The organism is Nostoc sp. KVJ3 (assembly GCF_026127265.1).
Classification (GTDB): domain Bacteria; phylum Cyanobacteriota; class Cyanobacteriia; order Cyanobacteriales; family Nostocaceae; genus Nostoc.
On record NZ_WWFG01000005.1, the window covers coordinates 162115 to 184919 of the forward strand.

Annotated in this window: 18 protein-coding genes and 3 pseudogenes; 17 read left to right on the plus strand and 4 right to left on the minus strand. The window is 40.3% G+C overall.

All coding sequences use genetic code 11. The features are described 5' to 3' along the window. Positions 1-67: 67 nt before the first annotated feature. From GTQ43_RS34995 to GTQ43_RS35010, 3 genes and pseudogenes are all read left to right on the plus strand, one after another. A pseudogene (locus tag GTQ43_RS34995) lies at positions 68-907 on the plus strand (transposase); the annotation flags it as partial. A 307-nt stretch (positions 908-1214) separates the two neighbouring features. Continuing rightward, the gene (locus GTQ43_RS35000) at positions 1215-1448 is read left to right on the plus strand and encodes a hypothetical protein (RefSeq protein WP_265277311.1); all 234 of its coding nucleotides are present in this window, start codon (positions 1215-1217) and stop codon (positions 1446-1448) included. A gap of 141 nt (positions 1449-1589) precedes the next feature. Next, positions 1590-2506, plus strand: a pseudogene (locus GTQ43_RS35010) (ISAs1 family transposase). Positions 2507-2597: 91 nt separating this feature from the next. On the opposite strand, the gene GTQ43_RS35015 reads toward GTQ43_RS35010, so the two are convergent. Next, a complete protein-coding gene (locus tag GTQ43_RS35015) occupies positions 2598-3458 on the minus strand; it encodes a helix-turn-helix domain-containing protein (RefSeq protein ID WP_265277313.1) in 861 nt (286 codons plus the stop codon). Between the two features lie 311 nt (positions 3459-3769). On the opposite strand from GTQ43_RS35015, the gene GTQ43_RS35020 reads away from it, so the two are divergent. The 10 genes from GTQ43_RS35020 (at position 3770) to proC (ending at position 16415) form a co-directional block, all read left to right on the plus strand. After that, positions 3770-5101: a diaminopimelate decarboxylase family protein gene (locus GTQ43_RS35020; RefSeq protein ID WP_265277314.1), complete on the plus strand. Its 1332-nt coding sequence runs from the start codon at positions 3770-3772 to the stop codon at positions 5099-5101. 336 nt (positions 5102-5437) lie between these two features. Further along, on the plus strand, positions 5438-6175 hold the full coding sequence (locus GTQ43_RS35025; protein WP_265277315.1) for a sulfotransferase family protein: 738 nt from the start codon (positions 5438-5440) through the stop codon (positions 6173-6175). Positions 6176-6514: 339 nt separating this feature from the next. Further along, the gene (locus tag GTQ43_RS35030) at positions 6515-7195 is read left to right on the plus strand and encodes a 2OG-Fe dioxygenase family protein (RefSeq protein ID WP_265277316.1); all 681 of its coding nucleotides are present in this window, start codon (positions 6515-6517) and stop codon (positions 7193-7195) included. Positions 7196-7332: 137 nt separating this feature from the next. Further along, on the plus strand, positions 7333-7638 hold the full coding sequence (locus GTQ43_RS35035; protein WP_265277317.1) for a hypothetical protein: 306 nt from the start codon (positions 7333-7335) through the stop codon (positions 7636-7638). 336 nt (positions 7639-7974) lie between these two features. Continuing rightward, a complete protein-coding gene (locus GTQ43_RS35040; protein ID WP_414859177.1) occupies positions 7975-9936 on the plus strand; it encodes a non-ribosomal peptide synthetase in 1962 nt (653 codons plus the stop codon). Beyond that, positions 9933-11339 carry a condensation domain-containing protein gene (locus tag GTQ43_RS35045; RefSeq protein ID WP_265277318.1) on the plus strand — a complete coding sequence of 469 codons (1407 nt, stop codon included), beginning with the start codon at positions 9933-9935 and terminating at the stop codon, positions 11337-11339. The genes GTQ43_RS35040 and GTQ43_RS35045 overlap by 4 nt, the downstream gene beginning before the upstream one ends. A 630-nt stretch (positions 11340-11969) precedes the next feature. Continuing rightward, positions 11970-12521, plus strand: a complete 552-nt coding sequence (gene cysC / locus GTQ43_RS35050) for an adenylyl-sulfate kinase (RefSeq protein ID WP_414859178.1) — start codon at positions 11970-11972, stop codon at positions 12519-12521. A gap of 4 nt (positions 12522-12525) precedes the next feature. Beyond that, entirely contained in the window at positions 12526-13875 is a 1350-nt protein-coding gene (locus GTQ43_RS35055) for an oligosaccharide flippase family protein (RefSeq protein ID WP_265277320.1), read from the plus strand. Positions 13876-14133: 258 nt separating this feature from the next. Continuing rightward, a complete protein-coding gene (locus GTQ43_RS35060; RefSeq protein ID WP_265277321.1) occupies positions 14134-14928 on the plus strand; it encodes a hypothetical protein in 795 nt (264 codons plus the stop codon). A gap of 698 nt (positions 14929-15626) precedes the next feature. Then, a complete protein-coding gene (gene proC, locus GTQ43_RS35065) occupies positions 15627-16415 on the plus strand; it encodes a pyrroline-5-carboxylate reductase (protein ID WP_265277322.1) in 789 nt (262 codons plus the stop codon). A 113-nt stretch (positions 16416-16528) separates the two neighbouring features. Here the strand turns inward: proC and GTQ43_RS35070 are convergent, their stop codons facing one another. After that, complete coding sequence (locus GTQ43_RS35070) at positions 16529-17035, minus strand: GNAT family N-acetyltransferase (RefSeq protein ID WP_265277323.1); 507 nt, start codon at positions 17033-17035, stop codon at positions 16529-16531. A 181-nt stretch (positions 17036-17216) separates the two neighbouring features. Between GTQ43_RS35070 and GTQ43_RS35075 the strand changes: the two genes are divergently transcribed. Further along, the gene (locus GTQ43_RS35075) at positions 17217-17570 is read left to right on the plus strand and encodes a hypothetical protein (protein WP_265277324.1); all 354 of its coding nucleotides are present in this window, start codon (positions 17217-17219) and stop codon (positions 17568-17570) included. A gap of 933 nt (positions 17571-18503) precedes the next feature. After that, positions 18504-19185, plus strand: a pseudogene (locus tag GTQ43_RS35085) (ISNCY family transposase); the annotation flags it as partial. Here GTQ43_RS35085 and GTQ43_RS35090 read toward each other — a convergent pair. Together GTQ43_RS35090 and GTQ43_RS35095 are read right to left on the minus strand one after the other, a co-directional pair. Continuing rightward, the gene (locus GTQ43_RS35090; RefSeq protein ID WP_265277325.1) at positions 19162-19629 is read right to left on the minus strand and encodes a hypothetical protein; all 468 of its coding nucleotides are present in this window, start codon (positions 19627-19629) and stop codon (positions 19162-19164) included. The pseudogene GTQ43_RS35085 and the gene GTQ43_RS35090 overlap by 24 nt on opposite strands. Before the next feature lie 20 nt (positions 19630-19649). Next, on the minus strand, positions 19650-20594 hold the full coding sequence (locus GTQ43_RS35095; protein WP_265277326.1) for a hypothetical protein: 945 nt from the start codon (positions 20592-20594) through the stop codon (positions 19650-19652). Positions 20595-20899: 305 nt separating this feature from the next. Between GTQ43_RS35095 and GTQ43_RS35100 the strand changes: the two genes are divergently transcribed. Together GTQ43_RS35100 and GTQ43_RS35105 are read left to right on the plus strand one after the other, a co-directional pair. Next, positions 20900-21490, plus strand: a complete 591-nt coding sequence (locus tag GTQ43_RS35100; RefSeq protein WP_265277327.1) for a hypothetical protein — start codon at positions 20900-20902, stop codon at positions 21488-21490. 73 nt (positions 21491-21563) lie between these two features. Continuing rightward, the gene (locus GTQ43_RS35105) at positions 21564-22793 is read left to right on the plus strand and encodes a hypothetical protein (protein ID WP_265277328.1); all 1230 of its coding nucleotides are present in this window, start codon (positions 21564-21566) and stop codon (positions 22791-22793) included. Positions 22794-22805 lie beyond the last annotated feature (12 nt).

Consider the following 22805-nt stretch of genomic DNA (forward strand, 5'->3'; position numbering starts at 1 on the left):
GATTTGTTCTCCAGCAAGGGGTTCAGATCCCCGACTTCTCTAAGGATGCAGCTGGCGAATAGGGGGTCTGACCCGTGAGTTAGGCAAAAGACCGCTTGCTGCTTATGACCGAGGCTACGGCAACGCCAAATTTGTCCAAGCCACGGAGAAGATTGACGCAGACCTGTTGCTGCGTTTAGCTTCTAACCGATGCGTATGGGGTACACCCGGTGCTTACAAAGGACGAGGCGCACCATGTAAGCATGGTCATAAGTTTAAGCTCAATGACCCGGAAACTTGGCCAGAGGCAACTGAAACTCTAGAAGTTGAAGACCTAAAATTTGGTCGAGTTAAAGTAATGCGTTGGAGTGGGTTTCATTTCCTTCAATCCCCAAACCGAGCTATGGAAATCATTCGCGTCGAGGTACTCCAACCAGTCGGACGCAATCGTAAGTTCCAACCCTTATGGCTGGCTTGGTTGGGTCAGACAATGCCGGCATTAGAGGATATTTGGCACAAATACTTGCGTCGTTTTACCCTGGAGCATTGGTATCGATTTGCGAAGCAGAGGTTATATTGGACACTGCCTCAACTTAGTTCTACTCAGGCAGCAGAGCGATGGAGCGACCTGATGCCCCTGTTAACTTGGCAATTATGGCTAGCTAAAGTTGCCTGCATCGACTCCCCATTGCCTTGGCAATCGAATCAGGATACACTGTCTCCAGGACGTGTGGCACAAGCCTTTCCACTAATTTTAGCCGCCATTGGCACTCCTGCTCAACCCCCTAAAACTCGCGGTAAATCACCAGGGCGCGCCCAAGGGCATCAGCCACCTCTACGTCCCAGTTATCCCACTGTCAAAAAACACGCATCTAAGAAACCTAAAACCGAAGAATCACTTAAGAAGGCTGATCTTACTGCTGCTTAGTTTGTGCTTCTTTTTTAACGATTCCACTTAACTCAGCCTCTAAAAGAAGTTGGGTCACTTTCTCTTGCCTTCTATTCGTTGCTGCTAAATACCAATTAGTCCAAACTCAAGATCCAGACTCCATTCGGTCAAATTACCCCACCTATTTCAACAACTAAACGTACTTCTGGGAGCGGTTCTAGATTGTCTAAACCGAATAAACAAAAAGTTGCTGGTTGACCAAAAAATAATCAGATTATGCGTGAAAAACTCTACAGTCAGATTTAATCAGTCTGACTGTAAAGAAAAATCGATTCAACAATAAATTATGGCATACTTCACTGCTATTGAGATGGAATTAAATTTGATTAAAGTTTACGACCCAACGCTATTAAACTCCTCAAAAGTTTACCAAATCAACGGTACACTTTCTCGATACTTGGGTGATGAAGGTTCTATACAACATCCACAGTTTCTATTTTTACCTCTGCCAAATCAGAAGAAAAAAGCTAGCTTCCGACTAAATCGAAACAAACTCATGACTCGCTGTTATGCAGGGTAAGCTCATCTAATTTGGTATACAGAAAACTTGACACATCAAGAAAGATAAATAATCAACTGTGTAAAAAATAAACTTGACGACTGAGCAAGATCAATGAGATGAATTCAATGCTGTCGTTGAAAATCGCCTGGAGTCAAATTGATGTCAGAAGGCTTTGAAACTAAATCTGTTAATGCCGCTAAAAATTCTCCTGACCAGCGAAAGTTGGCACAAGTGGCAGATATCGGAAGTATTCAACAGAGTCTAGTTAAGCAATTTGCTGAGATTAAAGACTCCAGAGTAGAGCGAACCAAGAAACATCAACTCCAAGACATCTTAGTAATTGCGATTCTAGCAGTCATCGCAGGAGCGCAAGGATGGGAAGTTACTAGATATCACAGGCGCTATTATCACAATTGATGCAATGGGGACACAAACGGAAATTGCCAAACAGATTGTTGCCAAGAAAGCTGATTATGTCTTGGTACTCAAGGCCAATCATCCCACTCTCTATTCTCAAGTTCAACAATGGTTTGAAACTGCTGTTACCAACAATTTCATGGGCATTGAGAGAAGCTATGACAAACGGATTGAGAAAGCTCATCATCGCACAGAAATTCGTGAAGTTTGGAGTGTAGCTGTTAGTGCAATTTCACAGCTTTATCAACCCAAGGTCTGGGTAGGCTTGCAAAGCCTGGTGATGGTCGTGCGCGTGCGTCATCTTTGGAACAAGACTACTCGTGAAGTGCAGTTTTATTTGACTTCTTTACACAGTGATGCTCAACTTATCGGTCGAGCTATCCGCAAACATTGGGGCATTGAAAATGAGGTTCACTGGACTCTCGACTGTACTTTTGCGGAAGATGCTTGCCGCATTCGTTCTTTCCACAGTCCGAGGAATTTTGCTGTTTTAAGACGCTTTGCTCTTAATGCTCTTAACTGTGAAAAAAACCTACAAACGTAGTCTTCGTCAAAAAATGAAACGCACCGCGATGGATAATAATTATATGATTCAGGTTCTCAGTTGTTGTTTCATTGGCAATACTTTAGATTCTTCTGATTCCTTGTGTCAAGCCTGATTGAGATGCTCTTACCCTGCGTATTCATCCCGTTTATACAAGCGTTGAACCCTCGTAAATTGGCACAGGTATTGATTTACCACTACCCATTTTAATTTGCTCTGTAAGCTTTCGGTGCTATACCTGTCAGATGGCGAAACTGTTTGCTCAAATGGCTATGGCTGTTGAACCCACATATAAGAGCAATTTCCATAATTGATTGGTCGGTGTGTTTCAACAATTCCTTTGCTCGTTCTATTCGTTGTTGGAGTACATATTGGTAGGGAGATATGCCGAACGCTTGCTTAAACATATGGCTGAAATGAAATTGACTCATACTCAGCAAAGCCGCTAGATCTACAAGCTTGATTACCAGATGCAGATTCTCGTTAATGTATTCCAAAACTTGCTCTCGTTGATACTGGGGTAATCCACCTTCATACAGTGAAAGGCAAGGCTTGGCAGTAGCGTGTTTTCTCAATAAATCCACAGCCAGCACATTAATTAGTGACTCAATGTATAGCTTGCTACTTGAATTTTTCTGTTTCAGTTCAGCCAGCAACATCATACTGATCTCCTCAATCTGGTGATCGCGAATCTGAAATTCGGGAAGTAATTCAAGCCCGTCGGGATTCTTGCTAAAAGTTTCTCTGGCAACGCTTTGGATAAACCGAGATGCAATCCGAATTTGCAAGTAGCGTTTGTCACTATCCCAACGTCCGAAAAACGGCACTTTAGCAGGCGTAATAGAAATGTCGCCTTTGCCATACAGTCCTTTATAACGCTTGTCTCCTCTGATTTGCAGCAAGCGAACTGGACGGGGTGCAAGAGATAAACAAATCGAATGTTCATCGCTGTAATGAAAATTTAACTCACTTGGCGGACATTGGAATTGCTGAACCAGAATGTTTTCCCAACCCTGGTTTTGACTAGAAAAAATGGGCAAGCAGGTTGGTTCAGGTTGATCAGGCATTGTTGTCTTCATAATACAAACCCAACTCGTCTAGCTCCGATTGTATTCACTTTCGGATAACTTCTGCTAATCATCCTGAAAATTGACCGCAAGATTTTGATAGTTCCACAGGAATTAGATAGCTGGGTATGAAGCGTTTACCTAAACTGAAATAGTTAGCGTTATGCGACTTTCAGTACGCTCTTCAACTCAACAGGAGATTTACAACTATGGCACATTTGTCGCACAGAGTAGGTTGTGTTTACAATGTGACTTACTGACGTAGACCGATAATAAATTTTACTTTTTGATAAGAAGGGAGAATGAATGGTATGACAGAAATTTCAATAGATTCACTTCTAGTAAAAGAAATAGCTGAAAAGTATGGTACGCCTACACATATTTTAAATTTAAGTCAGTTAAAATCCAACTACACTAAAATTGCAGGTTTTTTAGAAAAATTTCTTGGAAATACTAGTATATTTTATTCATTTAAAACTAATTATTTGCCCTTAGTTTGCCGAAGGATGTTGAGCTATGGTGCTGGAGCAGATGTTGTATCAGGATATGAAATGGAGTCTGCATTAGACTTAGGCTTTAATGGAAAAAACATTATTTTTAATGGTCCAATGAAAACTTATGAAGAGTTGGAGAAAGCTGAAGAGAACAACATATTGGTTAATATAGATGGAATTATTGAAATCGAGCAACTGCAAGAAATTGCAAAGAAAAAAGGAAAAATTATCAATGTTGGTTTGAGGATAAACCCAAACTATAATGTCTATCCTAGCGTTGATCCTACCTATAATACACTGATGGATAAAATGGTTTCCCGTTCTAAGTTTGGTTGGAATGTCAATTCAGAAGATGCTTATAAGATAGCTAGTTTAATCAAACAAAATGAAAACCTAAGATTATCTGCAATTCAATGCCATGTAGGCTCTCAAGTTACTAATACGAATGCTTTTTTCTCGGCGATAGATAAAGTGCTCTCTTTTATCAAAGAGCTAATAAGTGATTTTCCTATTGAAACATTTAATTTTGGAGGTGGTATGGGTGTTGACGGAATTTATAGAGACCGTTCTGGTCCTCTTAAAAGTCTGCTCGAATTACACCAATTAGAAGTTGTAGAGGAATCTCCGGATAGTTTCGATTTTGAAAAGTTTATTGACCTTCTGAGTAAGGCATTGGAAAGAAAAGGATTAATTGATTTAAAACTTGCATGTGAACCAGGAAGGTCAATTGTTTCTAACTCCATGTTTCTTATCACAAGAATTGCTAGTATTAAAAAAACTAGTTACGGTGATTGGCTGATACTAGATGCTGGTCTCAATCTTCTTCCTACTGCTGGGATACACGAGAAACATAATATAGTAAGCTTTGCAAAAAAAAATAGCCCTTTAAAAAACTATATGGTAGCTGGTCCTCTTTGCTACGAAGGAGATGTTTTTTCTTATTCAACTTTGTTGCCAGAGGACTTAGAAGAAGGTGATTTATTAGGTATTTTTGATACAGGCGCATACACAGTCTCAAGAGCAACAAATTTTATTAGACCTAAAGCACCTGTGGTAGCTGTTGAAGATAGCCACTATGAGCTTTGTTGGAAAAGAGAAACTTTTGATGATATTTTTTCATTTTATCAAGCAACAAGTTTTGAGATTTAGTTATTAGGAAATTACTTAGCAATAATAGTGGATTTAGATAAGAATAAATATAGAACCCAAGTTATTAACTATTGTTCCTTTTAAATTTCCGCATTTAAAGAGTCTAAATAATCTTTAATTTGCTGCGATACATACCCTAATTACTTGCAATAAAAAATGCTTTTATTTTTAACAGCATTTTCTCATGAATGATTCCGGATTGCCATATATAAGATGCTTCAAGTACTCTTGTAATAAATTGATTAACATCTTACATACCACAACAATATGCATTCAAATACATCCAAAACAGACTCAATTTCCACGGTTAGACAGGAAAATGTTCTCACATCAAAATTGCCTACTAAACAAAAAATTGTAGCAAGTTGGAGTGCTCCTAGATGTGTATCGACTGCTTTTGAAAAAACATTTTCTCAGCGTCCGGATACAAAAATTGTCCATGAACCTTTTACCGATTGTTATTACTTTAGTAAATGGCGCAAATCTGAGCGGTATGGTGAACACGAAAATTTGCGTGAATATGGTAGTGCCAAGGCAATTCAGCATATACAATCAAACGTAGCGCCTCTAGTCTTTTTCAAAGAACTAGCATTTCAAGGTTTGTATTACATCAATACTGAATTCCTAAGTTCGATTATCAATACATTTATTGTGCGCCATCCTGAAGAAATCTTCGCTTCACTATACACATTAAAGCCAGATTTTACTGAAGAAGAGTTCGGCTTTACTGCACTTGATAATATATGGATCATAGTGACAGAAGAGTTAGGACAAGAACCAATTGTCGTGGAAGCTAATGACTTTCGTCGTCATCCGGAGACAATTCTACGCCGTTATTGCGACCGCATTAAAGTCGAATTCATTCCTCAAATGCTTAGTTGGGAAAATGGTCAATTAAAGCAGTGGCAGTCTTATGAAGTAGAATCTCAAGTTAAATGGCATAAAACTTTAGAAAGTAGCACAGGGATTCTGAGACCCCCTAAAAAAGATAAAGTAAATATTCCTTCCAAACACAAAATGCTCTATCACCGAGCGTTGAATGTTTATGAAAAGCTTAGCCATTTTAAGCTGTGATTACCTAAAACCGCTACCGTGTAAAGTTTTGGTACTATCTTTCTGACCAAAGAATACGATTAGACAGCAGAAAGATAGAGAGCTTACGGGTGTAGATTTTAATTTACATATCAGTTGGTACTCTCAAGTAAAGTTCAGAATGTGGCTCAAGGAACAAAATATCGAAAAACGCTATTTAAGTAACCTTTGCAAATATCTACATTTATATGGATAGAGGGTTTACCTATCAAGGTTTTCATGCTTAGCGTTAGTTTTTGTATGATTGTTCATTTAATGCCTCTTATACCAATAGTGAAAATAGAATTCAGCAGTTTTTGTCAATCAAGGAGATAGTTAAGTATGAAATTGTGTACTGAAGGATACGCTATTATAGATTTGCCGGCAGCATCATCTGAGATACTGGCAACATTTCATGATTTGCCCATCGATCCATATTCTGGTGGTAACCATCGCTATCGGCGATTCTCACAATACCGCATGAGCTTTAAGGATGAATCTTGGTATCTCGAGCTTTTGCCACATAGGCCATTTATTCAGTCTAAAGAGTACAACATTTATATCGGTGGTATTCCACGTCACCTAGAGCCACTTAAAATTGATCCAACGCTACAAATCGATGCTGGTGCAAAGGCGATTCCTTTAGATATTTCAAAGACATGGCAGGTTAATGTTCATCAATGCCGCGTGATTACTGATAGAAGTATACGTGGTATCTCTGTTCCAGAAGGACCACATCGTGATGGGCATGAATTTGGTATGCTTGCAGTATTTGAGCGTTACCGCATTACTGGTGGTGAAAATCAGCTAATGCCTTCTAATGGTGGGGAACCCTTTTTCCGGACGGTTCTAGAAAAAAACCAAGCACTTATCTACGATGATGGGCGGATGTTTCATATGGCTACCGATATCGAACCTATAGGAGATGAACTAGGATATCGGCATCTTTGGATCGTTGCTTTCAATCAGTGGGAAAACCGTCGTTATGGCCCTGAATTTGAGAAGCGAGCGGTGCTATCTTGAGCGTTCATATTTTACAATAAGCTGATGTGCTTTTAAGTTGCATAATTCAGATCGCTAGAAAAACGCGGGTACGCGGAGATACGGGGACGCAAAGATGCAATTTAAAAGCACATCAGCTTACTCTGGACAATTTTTAGTTGAGGGAATGTGAACAGAAAGCGCGAGGAGCTAAACGCAAATATGATGGCAAAGTTGATTTAGCTGACCTTACTCGCTTGGCTTGGGTGCGCGAACTCCAATCAGGGGTTGAACTCTACACAGCAGTTATATGGCACGTTTCACTCAAGCGCAAGATCAGCCTGGCTTATTTACTCGACCGCCATAAGCCTAACAAACCGAGTTATGGTGTCTTATTCTCGACAGATATCAACCAATCGGCAGACGAGATTTATCGTTTCTACAAACTGCGCTTTCACTCTCGTATTCATCTTCCGCGATGCTAAACAGTTTACCGGACTGAGTGATTGTTAAGCCCGTGATGTCAAAAAGCTTGACTTTCATTTCAATGCCAGTTTCACCGCCTCAATATTGCCAAGCTGGATACCTACCGACAGCACACAGGCAAAAAACCTTTCGTGTTTTCTCTTGTTGAGTATCAAACGTCGTGCCCTTAACGACCATTTGTTGGAAACCTTTATTTCAAAGTTAGATCTGTCACCTACTGTGATTAAGTCCCATCTCAATTACCAAGCCCTACGTTCTTATGGCGTTATCGCTGCCTGATTCTGTCCGAAGTATTGAAAATACCTCTAGTTAAAGCATCCAAGCGTCAAATGTATATGAAATGGAATGAGACCCAAGCAGAGTTTCCTCAGGAAAAGTGTATTCATCAGTTATTTGAAGTCCAGGTTGAACAAACTCCGGAAGCAATAGCAGTGGTATTTGAGGGACAGAAAATGACCTACTGGGAGTTGAACTACCGAGCCAATCAGCTGGCACATCACCTACGAACCTTGGGGATCACTTCAGAAGTTTTGGTTGGGATTTGCGTAGAACGCTCCTTCGAGATGCTAGTGGGATTGCTCAGTATACTTAAGGCGGGTGGGGCTTATGTGCCTTTAGACCCAGGATATCCCCAAGAACGATTAGACTTCATGGCAGCAGATGCTCAGATGCCAGTGTTGCTGACAACCAAGAAGTTGCTAGCCTGCCTTCCTAAGCAGGGAAGACGTGTAGTTTGTCTGGATAAAGACTGGGAGGTGATCTCTCAGGAAAGTATGGAGAATCCAGCCAGTGGGGTTAAGCCTGATAATCTAGCTTATGTGATTTACACCTCAGGGTCTACAGGCAAGCCCAAGGGGGTAGCCATGCGGCAACTTTCCCTTACCAATTTAATCTTGTGGCAGATTCAACATTCGACGGCTTCTGAGGGGACAAAAACTCTACAATTTGCGTCTGTGAACTTTGATGTATCATTCCAAGAAATCTTCTCTACCTGGTGTTCAGGTGGAACATTGGTCTTGCTTTCAGAGAAAGTGCGACGAGATACGGTAGTCCTTTTAAGTCTTCTTATAGAAGAAAATATTGAGAGACTATTTCTTCCCTTTGTCGCTTTACAGCAGCTAGCCGAGGTAACTTATGCTTTTGGGAAATTTCCTACAAGCCTACGCGAAATTATTACTGCTGGTGAACAATTGAAAATAACTCCAGCAATTGCTAGCTTGTTTAGAAAACTAGAAGATTGCACTCTCTATAATCAGTATGGTCCATCTGAAAGCCATGCTGTCACCTGTTTTACCCTAACTGGTTCAGTAAGCAGTTGGCCTGTGCTTCCACCTATTGGTCATCCTATTGCCAATACCCAACTTTATCTGCTAAATCAATCCTTACAGCCTGTTCCCATAGGAGTTTCCGGTGAATTGTATATTGGTGGTGCTTGCCTTGCCCGAGGATACCTCAACCGTCCTGACTTGACTAAGGAAAAATTTATCTCCAATCCCTTTAGCAACAAATTTGAGGCACGTTTATACAAAACTGGTGATTTAGCACGCTACCTACCGGATAGCAACATCGAGTTTCTTGGTCGAGTAGATTATCAGGTGAAAATTCGTGGTTTTCGCATAGAATTAGGAGAAATTGAAGCGGTACTCAGCAAACATCCTGCTGTGCGCCAGGCTGTAGTCATAGCTAGGGAAGATGTTCCTGGTGACAAGCGGCTAGTGGCTTATGTGGTTTTAAATCAGGTACTAGTAACAACAGTTAGTGACCTACGTCATTTCCTGAAAGAGCATCTACCCGAGTACATGATACCTTTTGCTTTCATGATATTAAAGACCCTGCCACTAACACCAAGTGGGAAGGTTGATCGTAGCGTGCTTCCGATGCCCGACGGTTCTGAATTGGAGTTAGGAAGAAGCTTAGAAGCTCCTCGTAACTCTATTGAGGAGGTATTAGTTGTGATTTGGTCCGAAGTTCTTGGACTTAAACAAGTTGGTATTTACGAGAATTTTTTTGAGTTAGGGGGACATTCCTTACTTGCAACTCAAATCATTTCTCGAATACGCAACGCTTTTCATTTGGAACTACCCTTAGGTAGCTTGTTTGAGCAGCATACAATCGCAGCCTTGGCATTAGTACTTACACAAAGCATGAGCAATAAAAAATACAGCAATATCAATACAATAGATCGAAACAATCTAGGACATGAAGAGTATCTGCTGGCAAAACTTGCTCAACTTTCAGATGAAGAAGTGGATTTATTACTTGAAAATATGTTATCTAAGGAGAAAAGTTCAGAATGAGCAATACGCTAAAATGTATATCTGCCTATTCACCAGAACAAAGGCGCGCGCTTCTTGCTCAGCTACTTCAAAAAAATGGTAGCAATCCTAAACTGTTTCCCCTTTCATCTGGACAGCGGCGGATATGGTGCTTTGAGGAATTGGCTCCTGATATTTCCTTGTATAACATTCCTCTTGCTTTTCGTCTCAAGGGTAAGCTTAACATAACATCGTTGGAGAAAAGCATCAACGAAATATTACGGCGTCACGAAGCCTTGCGTACTAACTTTTTAACCGTGAATGGGCAGCCAGTTCAGCTAGTTGCCCCTGTTCTGACCTTAAAGCTACCGACGATAAACCTCTGCAATCTCCCCGAGTTAAAACGAGAGTTGGAGGTCTCGCGATTAGCTGTGGAGGAGGCGCAAAAACCTTTTAACCTGACTCGTGACCCACTCGTGCGAGCAACTTTGTTATGGTTGTCTGAAAAGGAACATGTTTTACTCCTAACTATGCACCATACTATATCAGATGGTTGGTCTATCGGGGTCTTGCTGCGGGAACTATCGATACTATACAAAGCTTTCTCTAGCAAGATGGACTCACCACTTCCCGAACTTCCTATTCAGTATGGAAACTATGTACGTTGGCAGATGAAGGGGTTACCTAGCGACATACTGTATACTCAACTGACTTACTGGAAAAAACAGCTTGTCGATCCACTTCCCGTGGTAGCGTTACCCACTGATAAACCACGCCCTCCGGTTCGATCCTTTATGGGAGCACTACAATCTGTTGTAATACCAGCTTCCTTAACAGCGGCACTTAAAACTTTAAGCCGACGACAGGGTGTTACTTTATTCATGACCTTACTAGCAGCCTTTCAGGTATTGCTTTATCGTTATACAGGACAGGAAGATATCCTTATAGCAACACCCATAGCAGGTCGCAAAAATGTTGAGACAGAAGAACTAATTGGTGTTTTTATTAACGTAGTAATTTTACGTACTAACCTGTCAGGAAACCAAAGTTTTCAAGAACTGCTAAGTCAAGTTCGGAAAGTAGCTTTAGAAGCCTATGCTCATCAGGATTTGTCTTTTGAGCAGTTAGTTGAAATCATGCAGCCGATGCGAGACCTGAGCTATATACCGCTATTCCAAGTAATGTTTGTTCTTCAGAATGCACCGATACCTGATCTAAATTTACCAAGTATAACTATCTCTGCATTGGAAGTCCATAGTGGCACATCGAAGTTTGATTTAACGCTTGAGCTAGTAGAGACAGAGGATGGTTTCAGTGGTGGATTTGAGTATAATACTGATTTGTTCGATCCCCTGACTATGGTTCGCATGTCCAGCCATTTTCAAGCTCTATTGGAAGGTATCATTTTTCATAGTGAGCAGCAGATATCGGCCTTACCACTGTAGATTCATTTGTAGGGTCTTAGCAGATTTTGGTAAGGGAGGCTGAAGGCAAAGAGCATAAGGTTTTATGAAACTTTTAAGTACAAACTTTTGCCTAAGACCAGAAGAGATGCAAGCCCTCAAATTTAAAAGCGATTTTAAACGTTATTTCACAACAAGTTTACTAGTAAACCCCGTAAATGTATAAACTTTTGTATCTTTTGGGAGAAAATGTCTCAAACCATTCATAGGTAATTGATATAGGAATCCGATTTGATTCCTGAACTTAGTTGCATAGTCAAGTAACAGGAAACAGGAAACAGGCAACAGGCAACAAATAGGCAATAGGAAAGAAGGCTCTTCGATGTATACTGAGTTTTTTCAAAAATCAAATAGTAGTCCTATAGCCCTCTTCCATCACTATCGGGTAAAACCTTAATTTTTCGTTGGCTGAAACGCCGAAAATTCGTTAATTTTTCCAAGACTGATGAAAGAGCGATAGCACTGTTTTCAACTACTTAGTAGATTTTGTAGCTTTTTTATCTTTAGCCTTGATTTGTGCGTCGTTCCTTATTTCCAGGAAAATCTGAAAGTGAGTATTAAGGAATTATTAAGTAAATGCAGATGTACATGAACAGCTTGCAGAGTTCAACCATGCTAAAAAAAATTGGCGTGACAGTATGGTTTACTGGTCTAAGTGGCGCAGGTAAGACCACAATCAGCCAAGTTATTGAAACCGAGCTATGTGTCCAAGGATACCAAGTTGAAGTTTTGGATGGGGACATAGTTCGCGAGAACCTATCCAAAGGATTAGGTTTTAGCAAAGAAGACCGAGATGAGAATATCCGTCGCATTGCTTTTGTAGCTAACCTCTTAACTCGAAATGGTGTAATTGTATTGGTTCCCGTAATCTCGCCATACCGTGAAACACGCCAGCAAATACGGCAACAGATTGGAAACTTTGTTGAAGTTTATGTCAATGCACCACTAGAGGTGTGTGAGCAACGAGATGTAAAGGGTTTATACAAGATGTTCCGCGATGGCAAGATTAAAAATTTTACGGGTATTGATGCTCCATATGAGCCGAGTTTAAACCCGGAGGTTGAGTGTAGAACAAACCTAGAGACACCAGAAGTAAGTGCAGATAAGGTCATAGCCAAACTCATATCTCTGGGCTATATTTATTCATCTGTTTGCAAAGTTTAGGCAAATGAAGATATTACGAGATATACGTTGGCTATTTAATAAATTTCTAGAACCAAATATCTTAACTTCCTTCGTTCAAGGTGCAGGAATTGTACTTATTTTACAGGTATTGGGTGCCATACTAAGCTACGTTGGCCAGGTACTCCTCGCTCAATGGATGGGTCCGGCTGAATATGGCATCTATGACTACGCTATGGCTTGGAGTTCACTCCTAGCGATTTTTGCCGGAATAGGTTTTCCCACTTCAGTTTTGCGCTTGATTCCAGAATATATTATTAGGTGTGATTGGGCGCGGTTACGCGGCGTGATTTACGCAAGCTGGAACCTTACTCTTATTGTCAGCCTGATATTATCTGCATTGAGTACGGTACTTATTTTATGGTTAACAAATAAAGGTTTGAAGTGTTCGACTTCTCTACTTTTAGGTGTTTGGATGATACCACTTCTAGCTCTAGTAATGTTGCAATCAGAGATGTCTAGAGCTATTCAGCAAGTTGGTCTGGCGTATGCTCCTCTTCAGGTAATCTGGCCGTTCCTGTCGCTTGGGAGCGCATTCCTCTATATACAGATAAGCCAAACACTAAAAAGTTTACCTGCTATCAGTGCTGCTATGTTAGCGCTTTTAGCTATCTTGTTCATCCAGCTACGACTTTTCTGGCAGAAATTACCTTCGGAGATTTACCGTAGCTCTTCTATTTATGAAATCCATGAATGGCTTCGTATTTCTCTACCACTATTACTTTCTGACGGATTTTTTATAGTCTTAAATCAAACGGATGTTTTGATAATAGGAGTTTTGTTAGACTCCATAAACGTTGGTATTTATAGTGCTGCTACTAGATCTGCTAACTGGGTAAGTTTCATTTTGCTGTCTGTGAATGCAGTCGCTGCACCTATATTTGCATCACTTTATGCTCAAGGAGACCAAAAGGCACTGCAAAAGCTAGTTTCCACACTAGCTCACTGTATCTTTTGGCCTTCGTTAGTAATTGCCATTTTCCTAATTGTGTTTGCCAGACCTATTCTAGGAACCTTCGGATCGGAATTTGTAGGAGCACAGTGGGAGATGACTGTTTTGACTCTAAGTCAGCTTATTAATGCAGGTTCTGGATCTGTTGGATATCTAATGATTATGACAGGACATCAAAACCAAACTGTTCGTGTTTTTGGATGGAGTGCATTGATTAACATTACTTTGAATCTACTCTGTATTCCCTTATTTGGCATTATGGGTGCTGCGCTAGCTACAGCCTTTACGATGATATTATGGAATATTTGGCTTCATATTCTAGTAGTTAAAAAACTTAACGTCTACCCTTCTATCCTTTATGCTCTTTCGTTAAGTGCAAAATAGATATCTCCGAAAAAGAAGATGAAATCCCTATGCAGTTTTAGTCAATATCTAATATTACAGACGTTTAATGGAGAAAGTGATTCGATTTTACCTTTTTATAAATAAATAGGAGTGTAATGGTTGTGTACTTATAAAAAATAGTGCATATCTTTCCTTCAACTCTTTAGTAGAGTTTACCAGCTATTAAAGTAACTAAAAAGGAACTTTGTAGCAAATTACTACCAGTTTTGCAACATAACAAGAAAGAGAAATAACACCGTGAATACTTTACATCATCTGAAATCAGAGACTTGGGAAACAGTGGAAGAATTGCCTTTGAGTAAAGAATCTCTCATAATGCTACTTGAAAATCGAATCCCTGTAATTACCATAAAACAGTTTGCAACTATAGAGGAGTGTGCTGCGTTAGTCACGCAAGCTAACCTCTTAGAATTTGGATTCTACCAAAATGTTAGTCCTAAGATTGAGCGCATCGGAATCACTGTCTTTGAATACGACAAAGTTGACAAAGGTAAATATTTTAAAGCAGTAGAGCAAGCCAACGCTGTGCAACATAGCCTTATTTCTAAATCATTTAATCCCTTGAAGCGCATTATAGCAAAGATCCAAGAATGTACAGGAGAAACCGTTCGGAGTGCTTTTGAACCCTTGTATGGCAACTATTATGTGGGTCTTATGAGGAAAATCGAGCGTGGTACACAGCTACATATTGATTACGCACCAGCTGAGCAGCCCAATTGGGAGGTGGGTAATGTCGTCGCTCAGCTTTCCTGGAACTTATATCTGAAAATATCTTCCTCCGATCAAGGTAAGACATATATCTACAATCGACAGTGGTATCCAAAAGACGAAGTGTACAGGCTTGATTATTATGGATACAGTAATGCTGTAGTTGTAGATGTTGACAAGACCATGTTTCAGCCATATGTTGGTGATGTGGTTATTTTTAACACAAGAAATTATCATACTGTCGAGCCGATTGATGGTTATCGCGTGACATTCACATCTGCAATAGGTCTCCTCCCTAGTGGCGAGATTATCTTCTGGTCTTGAATATGAGGAAAAATCTGATATAGCAACCTAGGGGATGTTTGCAAACTTTAAACCATAGAAATTCCAGCCATTAAAATTTAATATTTTCCCCATCTTAAGGTACTTTGTTACACACCATAGTAGCTTGCCGAAGAATTAAATAGCACGATTAAAAGCTATCTTTCTAGAGATAGAAGCTATTGTTATAAAACTCCTAAATATTGATTTAGGTTATTTTTTAGCCATGCCTTTTATTAGCTAGGATACTGTTTTAGTTACTTCGACAGGCTACTATAGCTATATTCGTGAATAACAATATTTTAGACTTGTTTAAGCAGTCGAAGATTGGATATTTTCGATTTTAATAAATCGAATATAATTTTTATACTGATAGCTATACTAACTCCGGTTTTATTAATGAAGGTTTTTTTAAATCAAAGTTTTGCTGGACAAAGGTTTTAGTCCCAATATGCTTTAAAAATTTAATTTTAATTTCTCTATTGGGATTAAATATTAAATAAAATTTCTACACAAAGTTTCGGGCTTAGTGCAGAAATAAAAACTATTTATAAGGTTTTTATGATATTAAAAAATGCAAGATAAGCTAAATTATTTCATAGTTATAATAGAGCAAAATGAGGAATAAATAATGGTTTTAGCCGCTGTTATGACCGCTCCTAATCGTCCCATAGAAGTACAGGAGCTACCCCCTCCTGTACTTGAGCAAGATTAGAGGCTTATTGTCCCAAAAGGTAGTAAAAGCTAATCAGATCATAGCTAGTGATCCCCTTGAAAGTCCTCGTATCAAAATGCAAGATATGTACAATGTGCATACTACAAGTAACAATGTAGAGGCTGTTCAAGGTGCATCTATTGTAGTGCTCGGTGTAAAACCACAAGTTTTGGGCATGGTATCATCTGTTTTAAAAAGTCAAATTCATCCTACCGCTTTAGTACTCAGTATTGTGGCTGGGGCTAGTGTCAGCTTTCTTCAAAAAGCTTTAAACCATGCACGCATCGTGCGAGCTATACCTAATTTACCAGCTCAGGTTGGCATGGGTACTACGGTCTGGATGGCAATCCCTGAGGTGACTGATGAAGAAAGAATCAAGGTAAAAGCTATTTTACAATCATTGGGTGAGGAAATAGCAGTACAAAGTGAGAATTATATAAACATGGCCACAGGATTAAGTGGTGCTGGTCCTGGATTTGTTTTTCTTTTCATCGAAGCCATGATCGATGCTGGGGTAAAGATCGGCTTCAGTCGTGTAGAAGCTCAAAAACTGACTTTGCAAACCATTGCTGGTAGTGTGGAACTGATGCACCAAAGTAGTGAACACCCAGCAGTACTACGGAATAAGGTGACAAGCCCTGGAGGAGCTACATCTGCGGGTATCTACGAGTTAGAAAAAAGGGGAATGCGAACTGCAATTTGCGATGCTGTATATGCAGCCTTTCAACGCACTCAAGAGTTAGCTGAACTGAATCAACTACCGGAGTTGGAGTGATAATTCCGTCAACGTAAGGTGCAGAATTTGTAGTAACCGGGTTGGAATGAGGATACGATGCTATTAGTGGGATAGTTTCGTAGAATCTACTCTCTACCCTTTTCAGCTGATCTCTATTGTGAAGAAGAGGCTATAGTGATCGCATCCGTTACCAGGGGCTTACACATAAAGATACGGGAGTAGCCGTCCTGCACCATTCGCCCTCTCTCCTCGTAGCCTATACGAGAATACAGAGCTATATTCTCAGTCATACACTCGTTAGTGTATAGGCTCACAGCACTAAACCCCTGCTTTATTGCTTCCGTTTCAGCAAAAGCTATGAGAGTGCGGCCTAGACCACAACCTTGCTGACGCGGGTGTACAGCGATATTGTCGAGGAGCAGGTGATCCTGTTTGGGGATCAGAACAAGCACGGCGGCGCAACCCTCTACGTCGTTCATAACCCAGACCTGATGCTGGGTGATTACTACCCTGTAATCTGTGAGCGTTGGAAATGGTGGCTTGTTCATCCTCTTTAGGTACTTGGCATAGGCAGCACACACGCACTCCTCAATGTCGAAAGCATCCGAAGGTTCAGCTTTACGAAACAGTTTTTCTGAGTTTGTTGAAATAAGTTTCATTCGCTTTTAGATTCTCTATTCCGGGACTTAAACAAAAAAGAAAATAAAAACACGGTACAATACTTTGCTAGCAGGCTAGCTCTTGATGGACAGAGTTCTCCATCTTTGTTAATTGGGTAGGGTGTCCTCTCTACACCGGAGTGTTTGGTGTCCCAGTTCAACTAAAATGGGGAGTTAAACCTTGACTGAATGGTTTCGGGGTATTCAGTACATTCACTCGTATCACCGTGTCAGCCTTTTCGATGACCTTTTCTTACGATGCCTCAACAAGGATTCATTTACATTCACCCATCCAATCTTTCCTTTGCCCGGTTACATTTTTAGGCTAAATGCTTCCTTGGGCAAAACTTTCCGCTTCACACATCACCGTTACCAGTGGTGCATGGGAAGGTTAGGAACAGTCCTGGACACTGGACTGGAGGAATCGGTTCCTCACTCATCTTTTGGAAGCTTTGTATATCGGGGCTTCCAGCCCTTCGTGCGCCATCGTGTCGCACCCAAAACGGGAAAATTGTACGATAAGGAATTAGTGTAAGCTTCAAAAGCTTTACAGAATAAGGCTTTAAGCGATTTAATTTTCACCAATTCATTCTTTCAGCTATCCGAGCCGTATTGAGAGCGGTTCCTTCTTCTTCAGATGGGTTTAGAGCCATGTTGACTACATATAAATTTATAAAACTATTACTATTTTTATAGTATTCATTTTTAAATAAATTTGCATATAAAATCTTGATTAATTTTCAATTAAGTAGAACGAGGTGGAAAAACCAAACTGTGTAAAGATAAGTAAATACGTATAATGTGTCTACGAAGGTAACAGAGATATGGACAGCCGTTTAAGGGTCTTTCTGACCAGAGAACAAGATAAAACTCCAGCAATTCTCATAATGAGAATAATTATCAGTGTCATCGTCATCTATGCAAAATTTTCAGTTAAAGGTATGGTTTTTGTATCTCAATACTCGTAAGTGCAGGGGCTTTTTTGAATCAGCCAGGAATTTTTGATGAAATAGTGCAATACTTTCACTCAACCCTGAAAAATTTACCTGATAAACGAACAGGTAAAAACAAGTACTATCAGATGAGCGATGCAGCATTAAGCGCATTTTCAGTATTTTTTACTCAAAGTCCTTCATTTCTGGCTCATCAAAAGTCAATGGCGCAGAAAAAAGGGCATAACAATGCTCAAAGCTTATTTGGAGTACATCAGATTCCCACAGATAACCATATCAGAGACTTGCTGGATGATGTGGAACCATCTGTAGTATTTCCGGTGTTTTATGAGGTTTTTAGAGCATTAGAGCAAGGTAAACACCTGGAAGCGTTTCGCTCTTTGAAAAATAATTTATTGATAGCCCTGAATGGCAATACTGCTCGGATAAGCAGGGGAGGCAAAACTCCTCCCCTGCCTCCATTTCTCCCCCTATTCCCCCTGCTTGCCTCAACCAAGAAATTCCTTAACCGAGCAGTATTGCCCTGGATGGGACAGAATATTTTTCCTCCAATCAGATTCACTCTTCTTCATTGTTCGAGCAGAACTTTTAGAAATGGAACAACTCAGTATTTTCATACAGTGGTAACACCAGTAATTGTTAGTCCTGGTAATTCCAAAGTAATCCCCTTGATACCAGAATTTGTTGTGCCTCAAGATGGACACCAAAAGCAAGATTGTGAAAATGCGGCGGCAAAGCGTTGGATTGAGAAATATGGTTTACAGTATGCATCTCTTGGTATTACCATCTTAGGGGATGATCTTTATTGTCATCAACCTTTATGTGAATTGCTTTTGATAAAGCAGTTAAATTTTGTTCTGGTGTGTCAGCCATTCATCACATAAAACACTTTATGAGTGGTTAGAAGGAATGCCTCTGGATACATTAAGTATTAAACGGTGGAAAGGTAAAGTTTATGAAATTTATAACTATCGTTATGTGAATCAAGTTCCCTTGCGGGATGGTGAAGATGCCTTATTAGTTAACTGGTGTGAATTAACTATTACTCGCTATGATGGCACTCTAATTTACAAAAATAACTTTGCCACAAATCATCAGATTACTGATATTAACGTCGAAGCAATTGTATCGGCTGGTCGCACCAGATGGAAGGTGGAAAATGAAAATAACAATTCACTTAAGACCAAGGGTTATAACTTTCTTGTCTGGGTTTGAGAATATTTCATCAACAATTGGTCTAAGCTCAGGGTGCAAACAAGTTTCGGCAATGTAAAACCCTGAATACTTGCTGATATCATTCTCAAATTCCCGATCAACTAGTCTTTCTGAATCACAACTAACCGACTTTCGTAAGCTCGCAAAAATTAAGTCTTCGTATAACTTCTGCTGCGATGCTGGCGTTGCTGCAAGAATTTTAAATGCAGACCCACGCATCCCCTGAATTCCAATCAAAGCACAGGTACAATCGAGGGATGCCGCCCACATTGCTAGAAATTTCCGATAGTTGGTATAAAGCATTAATGCTTCCTGGTAGTCAGGAGCTTTAATTTTGAGTAGATGCTTTACTGGGTTGGGTTTAATTTCCCATCCAGGCTTGCATAGTAAAGTCCACAACGTTGAGGAATCTTCAATGGCATCCATGCATTTATCCCCTCAGCAAATTAATGACAATTATTTGTCTGTCCGTTCTTGTCAAACCTCATGCGGGATATCAAATCCTTAAGATGGGCTGGGTCTACACCAAACCTATGAGCAATGTCATACTCCTCATCTTCAGTTGGCGGTGCATTTAGTGTAAGTAAATGCTCCAAAAAAGGTTGCGACCCCCCTAAAGGCAAACCATCATCCGTAAAAGGTAATCTATGTTCGTGCATTGACTGCTCAAACACCGCAGGGCGGGTATTTTGTAGCCACGCTACAACCTCACCAGGTTTTGGCGGATCTATCCCCAGTCGATCGCATTCTTCTAATAACTCGTTTGATAATTGCAATTCTACTGCCGAGACGCTGTGCAAACGCACCACCAAATCCTGCAACCACTCTTGTAGCTTTCCTGTCTCTGGCAGTTGCCAACCCATCGTCTGACAAGCAGCTACAAACTCTTGTCCAATAACAGCTTCCCTATGCAAATTTTTCAGAAATGCAGCATACTCGTCTTCCGATAAGACATTAAGCTGCTGCTGAAAAAACTTTTGAATTTCTCGACTTAAGCGAAATATACGTGATGCCTGAAAATCATTGTCTTTCTTGATACCCTCAATATCACCCAAGCCAAGGGAGAGATTATCTACAAACCAAACCCCTACCTGGCCCACTTCTGGTACTGATAAACCCAAGGATTCGCACGCAAATATCAGTTCTATGCCCAAAGAGGTATAACCAGAAAACATCTGCTCCAAACTACCCGGTTGAGGAACCGGCTTACCACTTTTTTGAGCTAGGTCAACTAAATCTAAACCCAAATCAACTAAACGCCTTAAAGCTTTCGCCAAAGTGCCACCCAATATCGGCAGTAAATCATCTACCTTTTGCCGCACACCGGGCGCAAGGGTAAAAGATACTCGGTCAGTATCCCCTCCAGAAAAGCGTTCGCGCTGATTTGACACACGTTTTTTGAACTTGGTTTATCGAGATTTCTCTTCAGTTTATAGAAACAACAGGGGTTTTAGTTACAAACCTTAAGTTTTATATCAAAACCTGTATCGCTAGAACAAATAAACACCTCACTATCAATAAACCTTGTAATTTTAGTGATGCACTATCTTTTATTAGTGCATCACTAAATGTTAAATAATATTAACTTAATGCATCACTAACTCTGCAAATCGGTAAACTTTACCTAAAAAGCACAAAAGAAGGGCTTGAGATAAATCGAGCTAACTCGGTAAAAATCGTGCAAGAGCTAACAAAGATGCAAAAGAACTACAAAATACTAGAAGTACTACCAAAACAAGGACTAGAACCAAGGCAATTTCTACGCCACTGTTTTGATATCGCCGAACTCACTCCCAGAGAACTGCTGGAAGAAGAAACCGACTCACAATACCGCAAAAAATGTATCACTGTACTATGTGCAGTCTTAGGTGTACAAAGACCAACAGTTCGCAAGTGGGGAAGCGATCTCAATTTTGATGGGATACCCAACTACTGCAAATTTGCACTTGCTTACATTCACGCTGCCGAAATTGCGCCAAAGCAGCTAAAGAGCATTTTGAGAGGAGAATATAGCGCACCAGAAGTAGATGCTCAAACCTTTCTAGAAAAAATACTCCTCGAAGGGTTAAGCGAACAACAAGTACTGCAAACAGTTTCCCACGCCAATTTTCGCGCAACTTGTGTCAAAACTCTTACCCAAGTATTACATATTGGCACCAAGTCAGTCCAAGATTGGGGTCAGGATATGTCGTTTCACAAAATGCCCAAAATTCACAAACACACCTTGGGCTATGCCTTGGCTGCTATTTCTAAATCATCATCAAAAAACTTGCAGAAAGCAGCTTGACTTATTTAACTAGTCGAATTAGCAAACTTGGTCTTAAAGATAAGACCGCGCATATTAGCGCGTATACAACATCATGACTACAACAACTTTTGCAAATAATTTATACATCGAGCAGCATCAGGTAGACTCCAATCCTACCACCCACATAGAGCAAAGTACCCTAGAGTACCTCCATACGGCTTTCCTACTCTACGAGTACAAGCAGACTTACACCAAAAAAGAGTATCGCGCACTGTTAGAAGAGTACGGCTGGGACAAGGGCAGTGCTGAGTCAAGGCGATCGCTCCGAATTGCCGAGAATTTTCAAGCATTTATCAGTTGCCCGGAACACTTAGCGGTTTTACCAATATCGCTACTACTTCGGTTATGTTCTGTGAAGTACAAAATCCTAATTGATGAATTGAAAGATATTCCTATTGGTGGATTGACTTGTGGATTAGTGTTAGAACTGATTGAGAAAAGAAGATTATTTCTCAAAGCCATGAATCAAGAAAAAAAAGATGGCAACTGGCGAGCAACACCAGATGGAAATAGATATTACACCTTCGGCAAAATTATGGAGGATGACCACCAAACAGGGGTGTTTACCGAGAAGTTAATAGAGGAATTCGGATTGTCACCGCAGCGAATTGTCAGAATGGCGATCGCTGACCTATATGAAAAGCATCAAGCTGAAATAGCCAAGAATGAAATCGGCTCTTTTGGAGAACTAATCCCTTGTGAACAACTCACTAACACCATAGAAGAATTGATTCCTGCCAACGATGAAAGTGTCATCAACCCAATAAACCTTGAGGTAATGCAGCGAGAACTTGAAACCTTGTGGCAAAGCGATACAGAAGAATATGACTGCGAAGAATACCTGGAAGAACCTGAAGAGTCGGACATTGACTTTGAAGAAGATGAGATTCAGGCAGTAGAAAGTAAATTGGCTGGGATGTTCGGTACAAATGAAGTTCCAGCAACTGATGCAGAAGTCCTCGCAGACATATTGCGGAAAGCTTCAGATTATTCTTCAGTGCGTCGGGGATTATGCCGATATCAACAAGCTAAGGAACAAGCTTGGAACCTCCTCTCGGATTCGGAAAGAAAATCTCTATGGCAGATGCTTCCAGAAGCAATCAAAAAGCTTAGTAATGCCAGGCGTGAAGGGTTGATTATCAATTTTTATGAGATTGAGTCAGGAGGAGTATATAAAGTCTTTACTACAGATTACCCACTAATAGAAGAAACAGTTAGTAATAGTCGGTTAGACAGATGGCTGGCAGATTTGAAAGTCAGGCAGAACTCCGATTGTAATTGATATGTGTTAAAA

Coding starts and splice junctions, on each gene's coding strand:
- GTQ43_RS35000 (WP_265277311.1), top strand. CDS start 1,215: ATGGCATACTTCACTGCTATTGAGATGGAATTAAATTTGATTAAAGTT.
- GTQ43_RS35015 (WP_265277313.1), bottom strand. CDS start 3,458: ATGCCTGATCAACCTGAACCAACCTGCTTGCCCATTTTTTCTAGTCAA.
- GTQ43_RS35020 (WP_265277314.1), top strand. CDS start 3,770: ATGACAGAAATTTCAATAGATTCACTTCTAGTAAAAGAAATAGCTGAA.
- GTQ43_RS35030 (WP_265277316.1), top strand. CDS start 6,515: ATGAAATTGTGTACTGAAGGATACGCTATTATAGATTTGCCGGCAGCA.
- GTQ43_RS35040 (WP_414859177.1), top strand. CDS start 7,975: ATGAAATGGAATGAGACCCAAGCAGAGTTTCCTCAGGAAAAGTGTATT.
- GTQ43_RS35045 (WP_265277318.1), top strand. CDS start 9,933: ATGAGCAATACGCTAAAATGTATATCTGCCTATTCACCAGAACAAAGG.
- cysC (WP_414859178.1), top strand. CDS start 11,970: ATGCTAAAAAAAATTGGCGTGACAGTATGGTTTACTGGTCTAAGTGGC.
- GTQ43_RS35055 (WP_265277320.1), top strand. CDS start 12,526: ATGAAGATATTACGAGATATACGTTGGCTATTTAATAAATTTCTAGAA.
- GTQ43_RS35070 (WP_265277323.1), bottom strand. CDS start 17,035: ATGAAACTTATTTCAACAAACTCAGAAAAACTGTTTCGTAAAGCTGAA.
- GTQ43_RS35090 (WP_265277325.1), bottom strand. CDS start 19,629: ATGGATGCCATTGAAGATTCCTCAACGTTGTGGACTTTACTATGCAAG.
- GTQ43_RS35100 (WP_265277327.1), top strand. CDS start 20,900: ATGCAAAAGAACTACAAAATACTAGAAGTACTACCAAAACAAGGACTA.
- GTQ43_RS35105 (WP_265277328.1), top strand. CDS start 21,564: ATGACTACAACAACTTTTGCAAATAATTTATACATCGAGCAGCATCAG.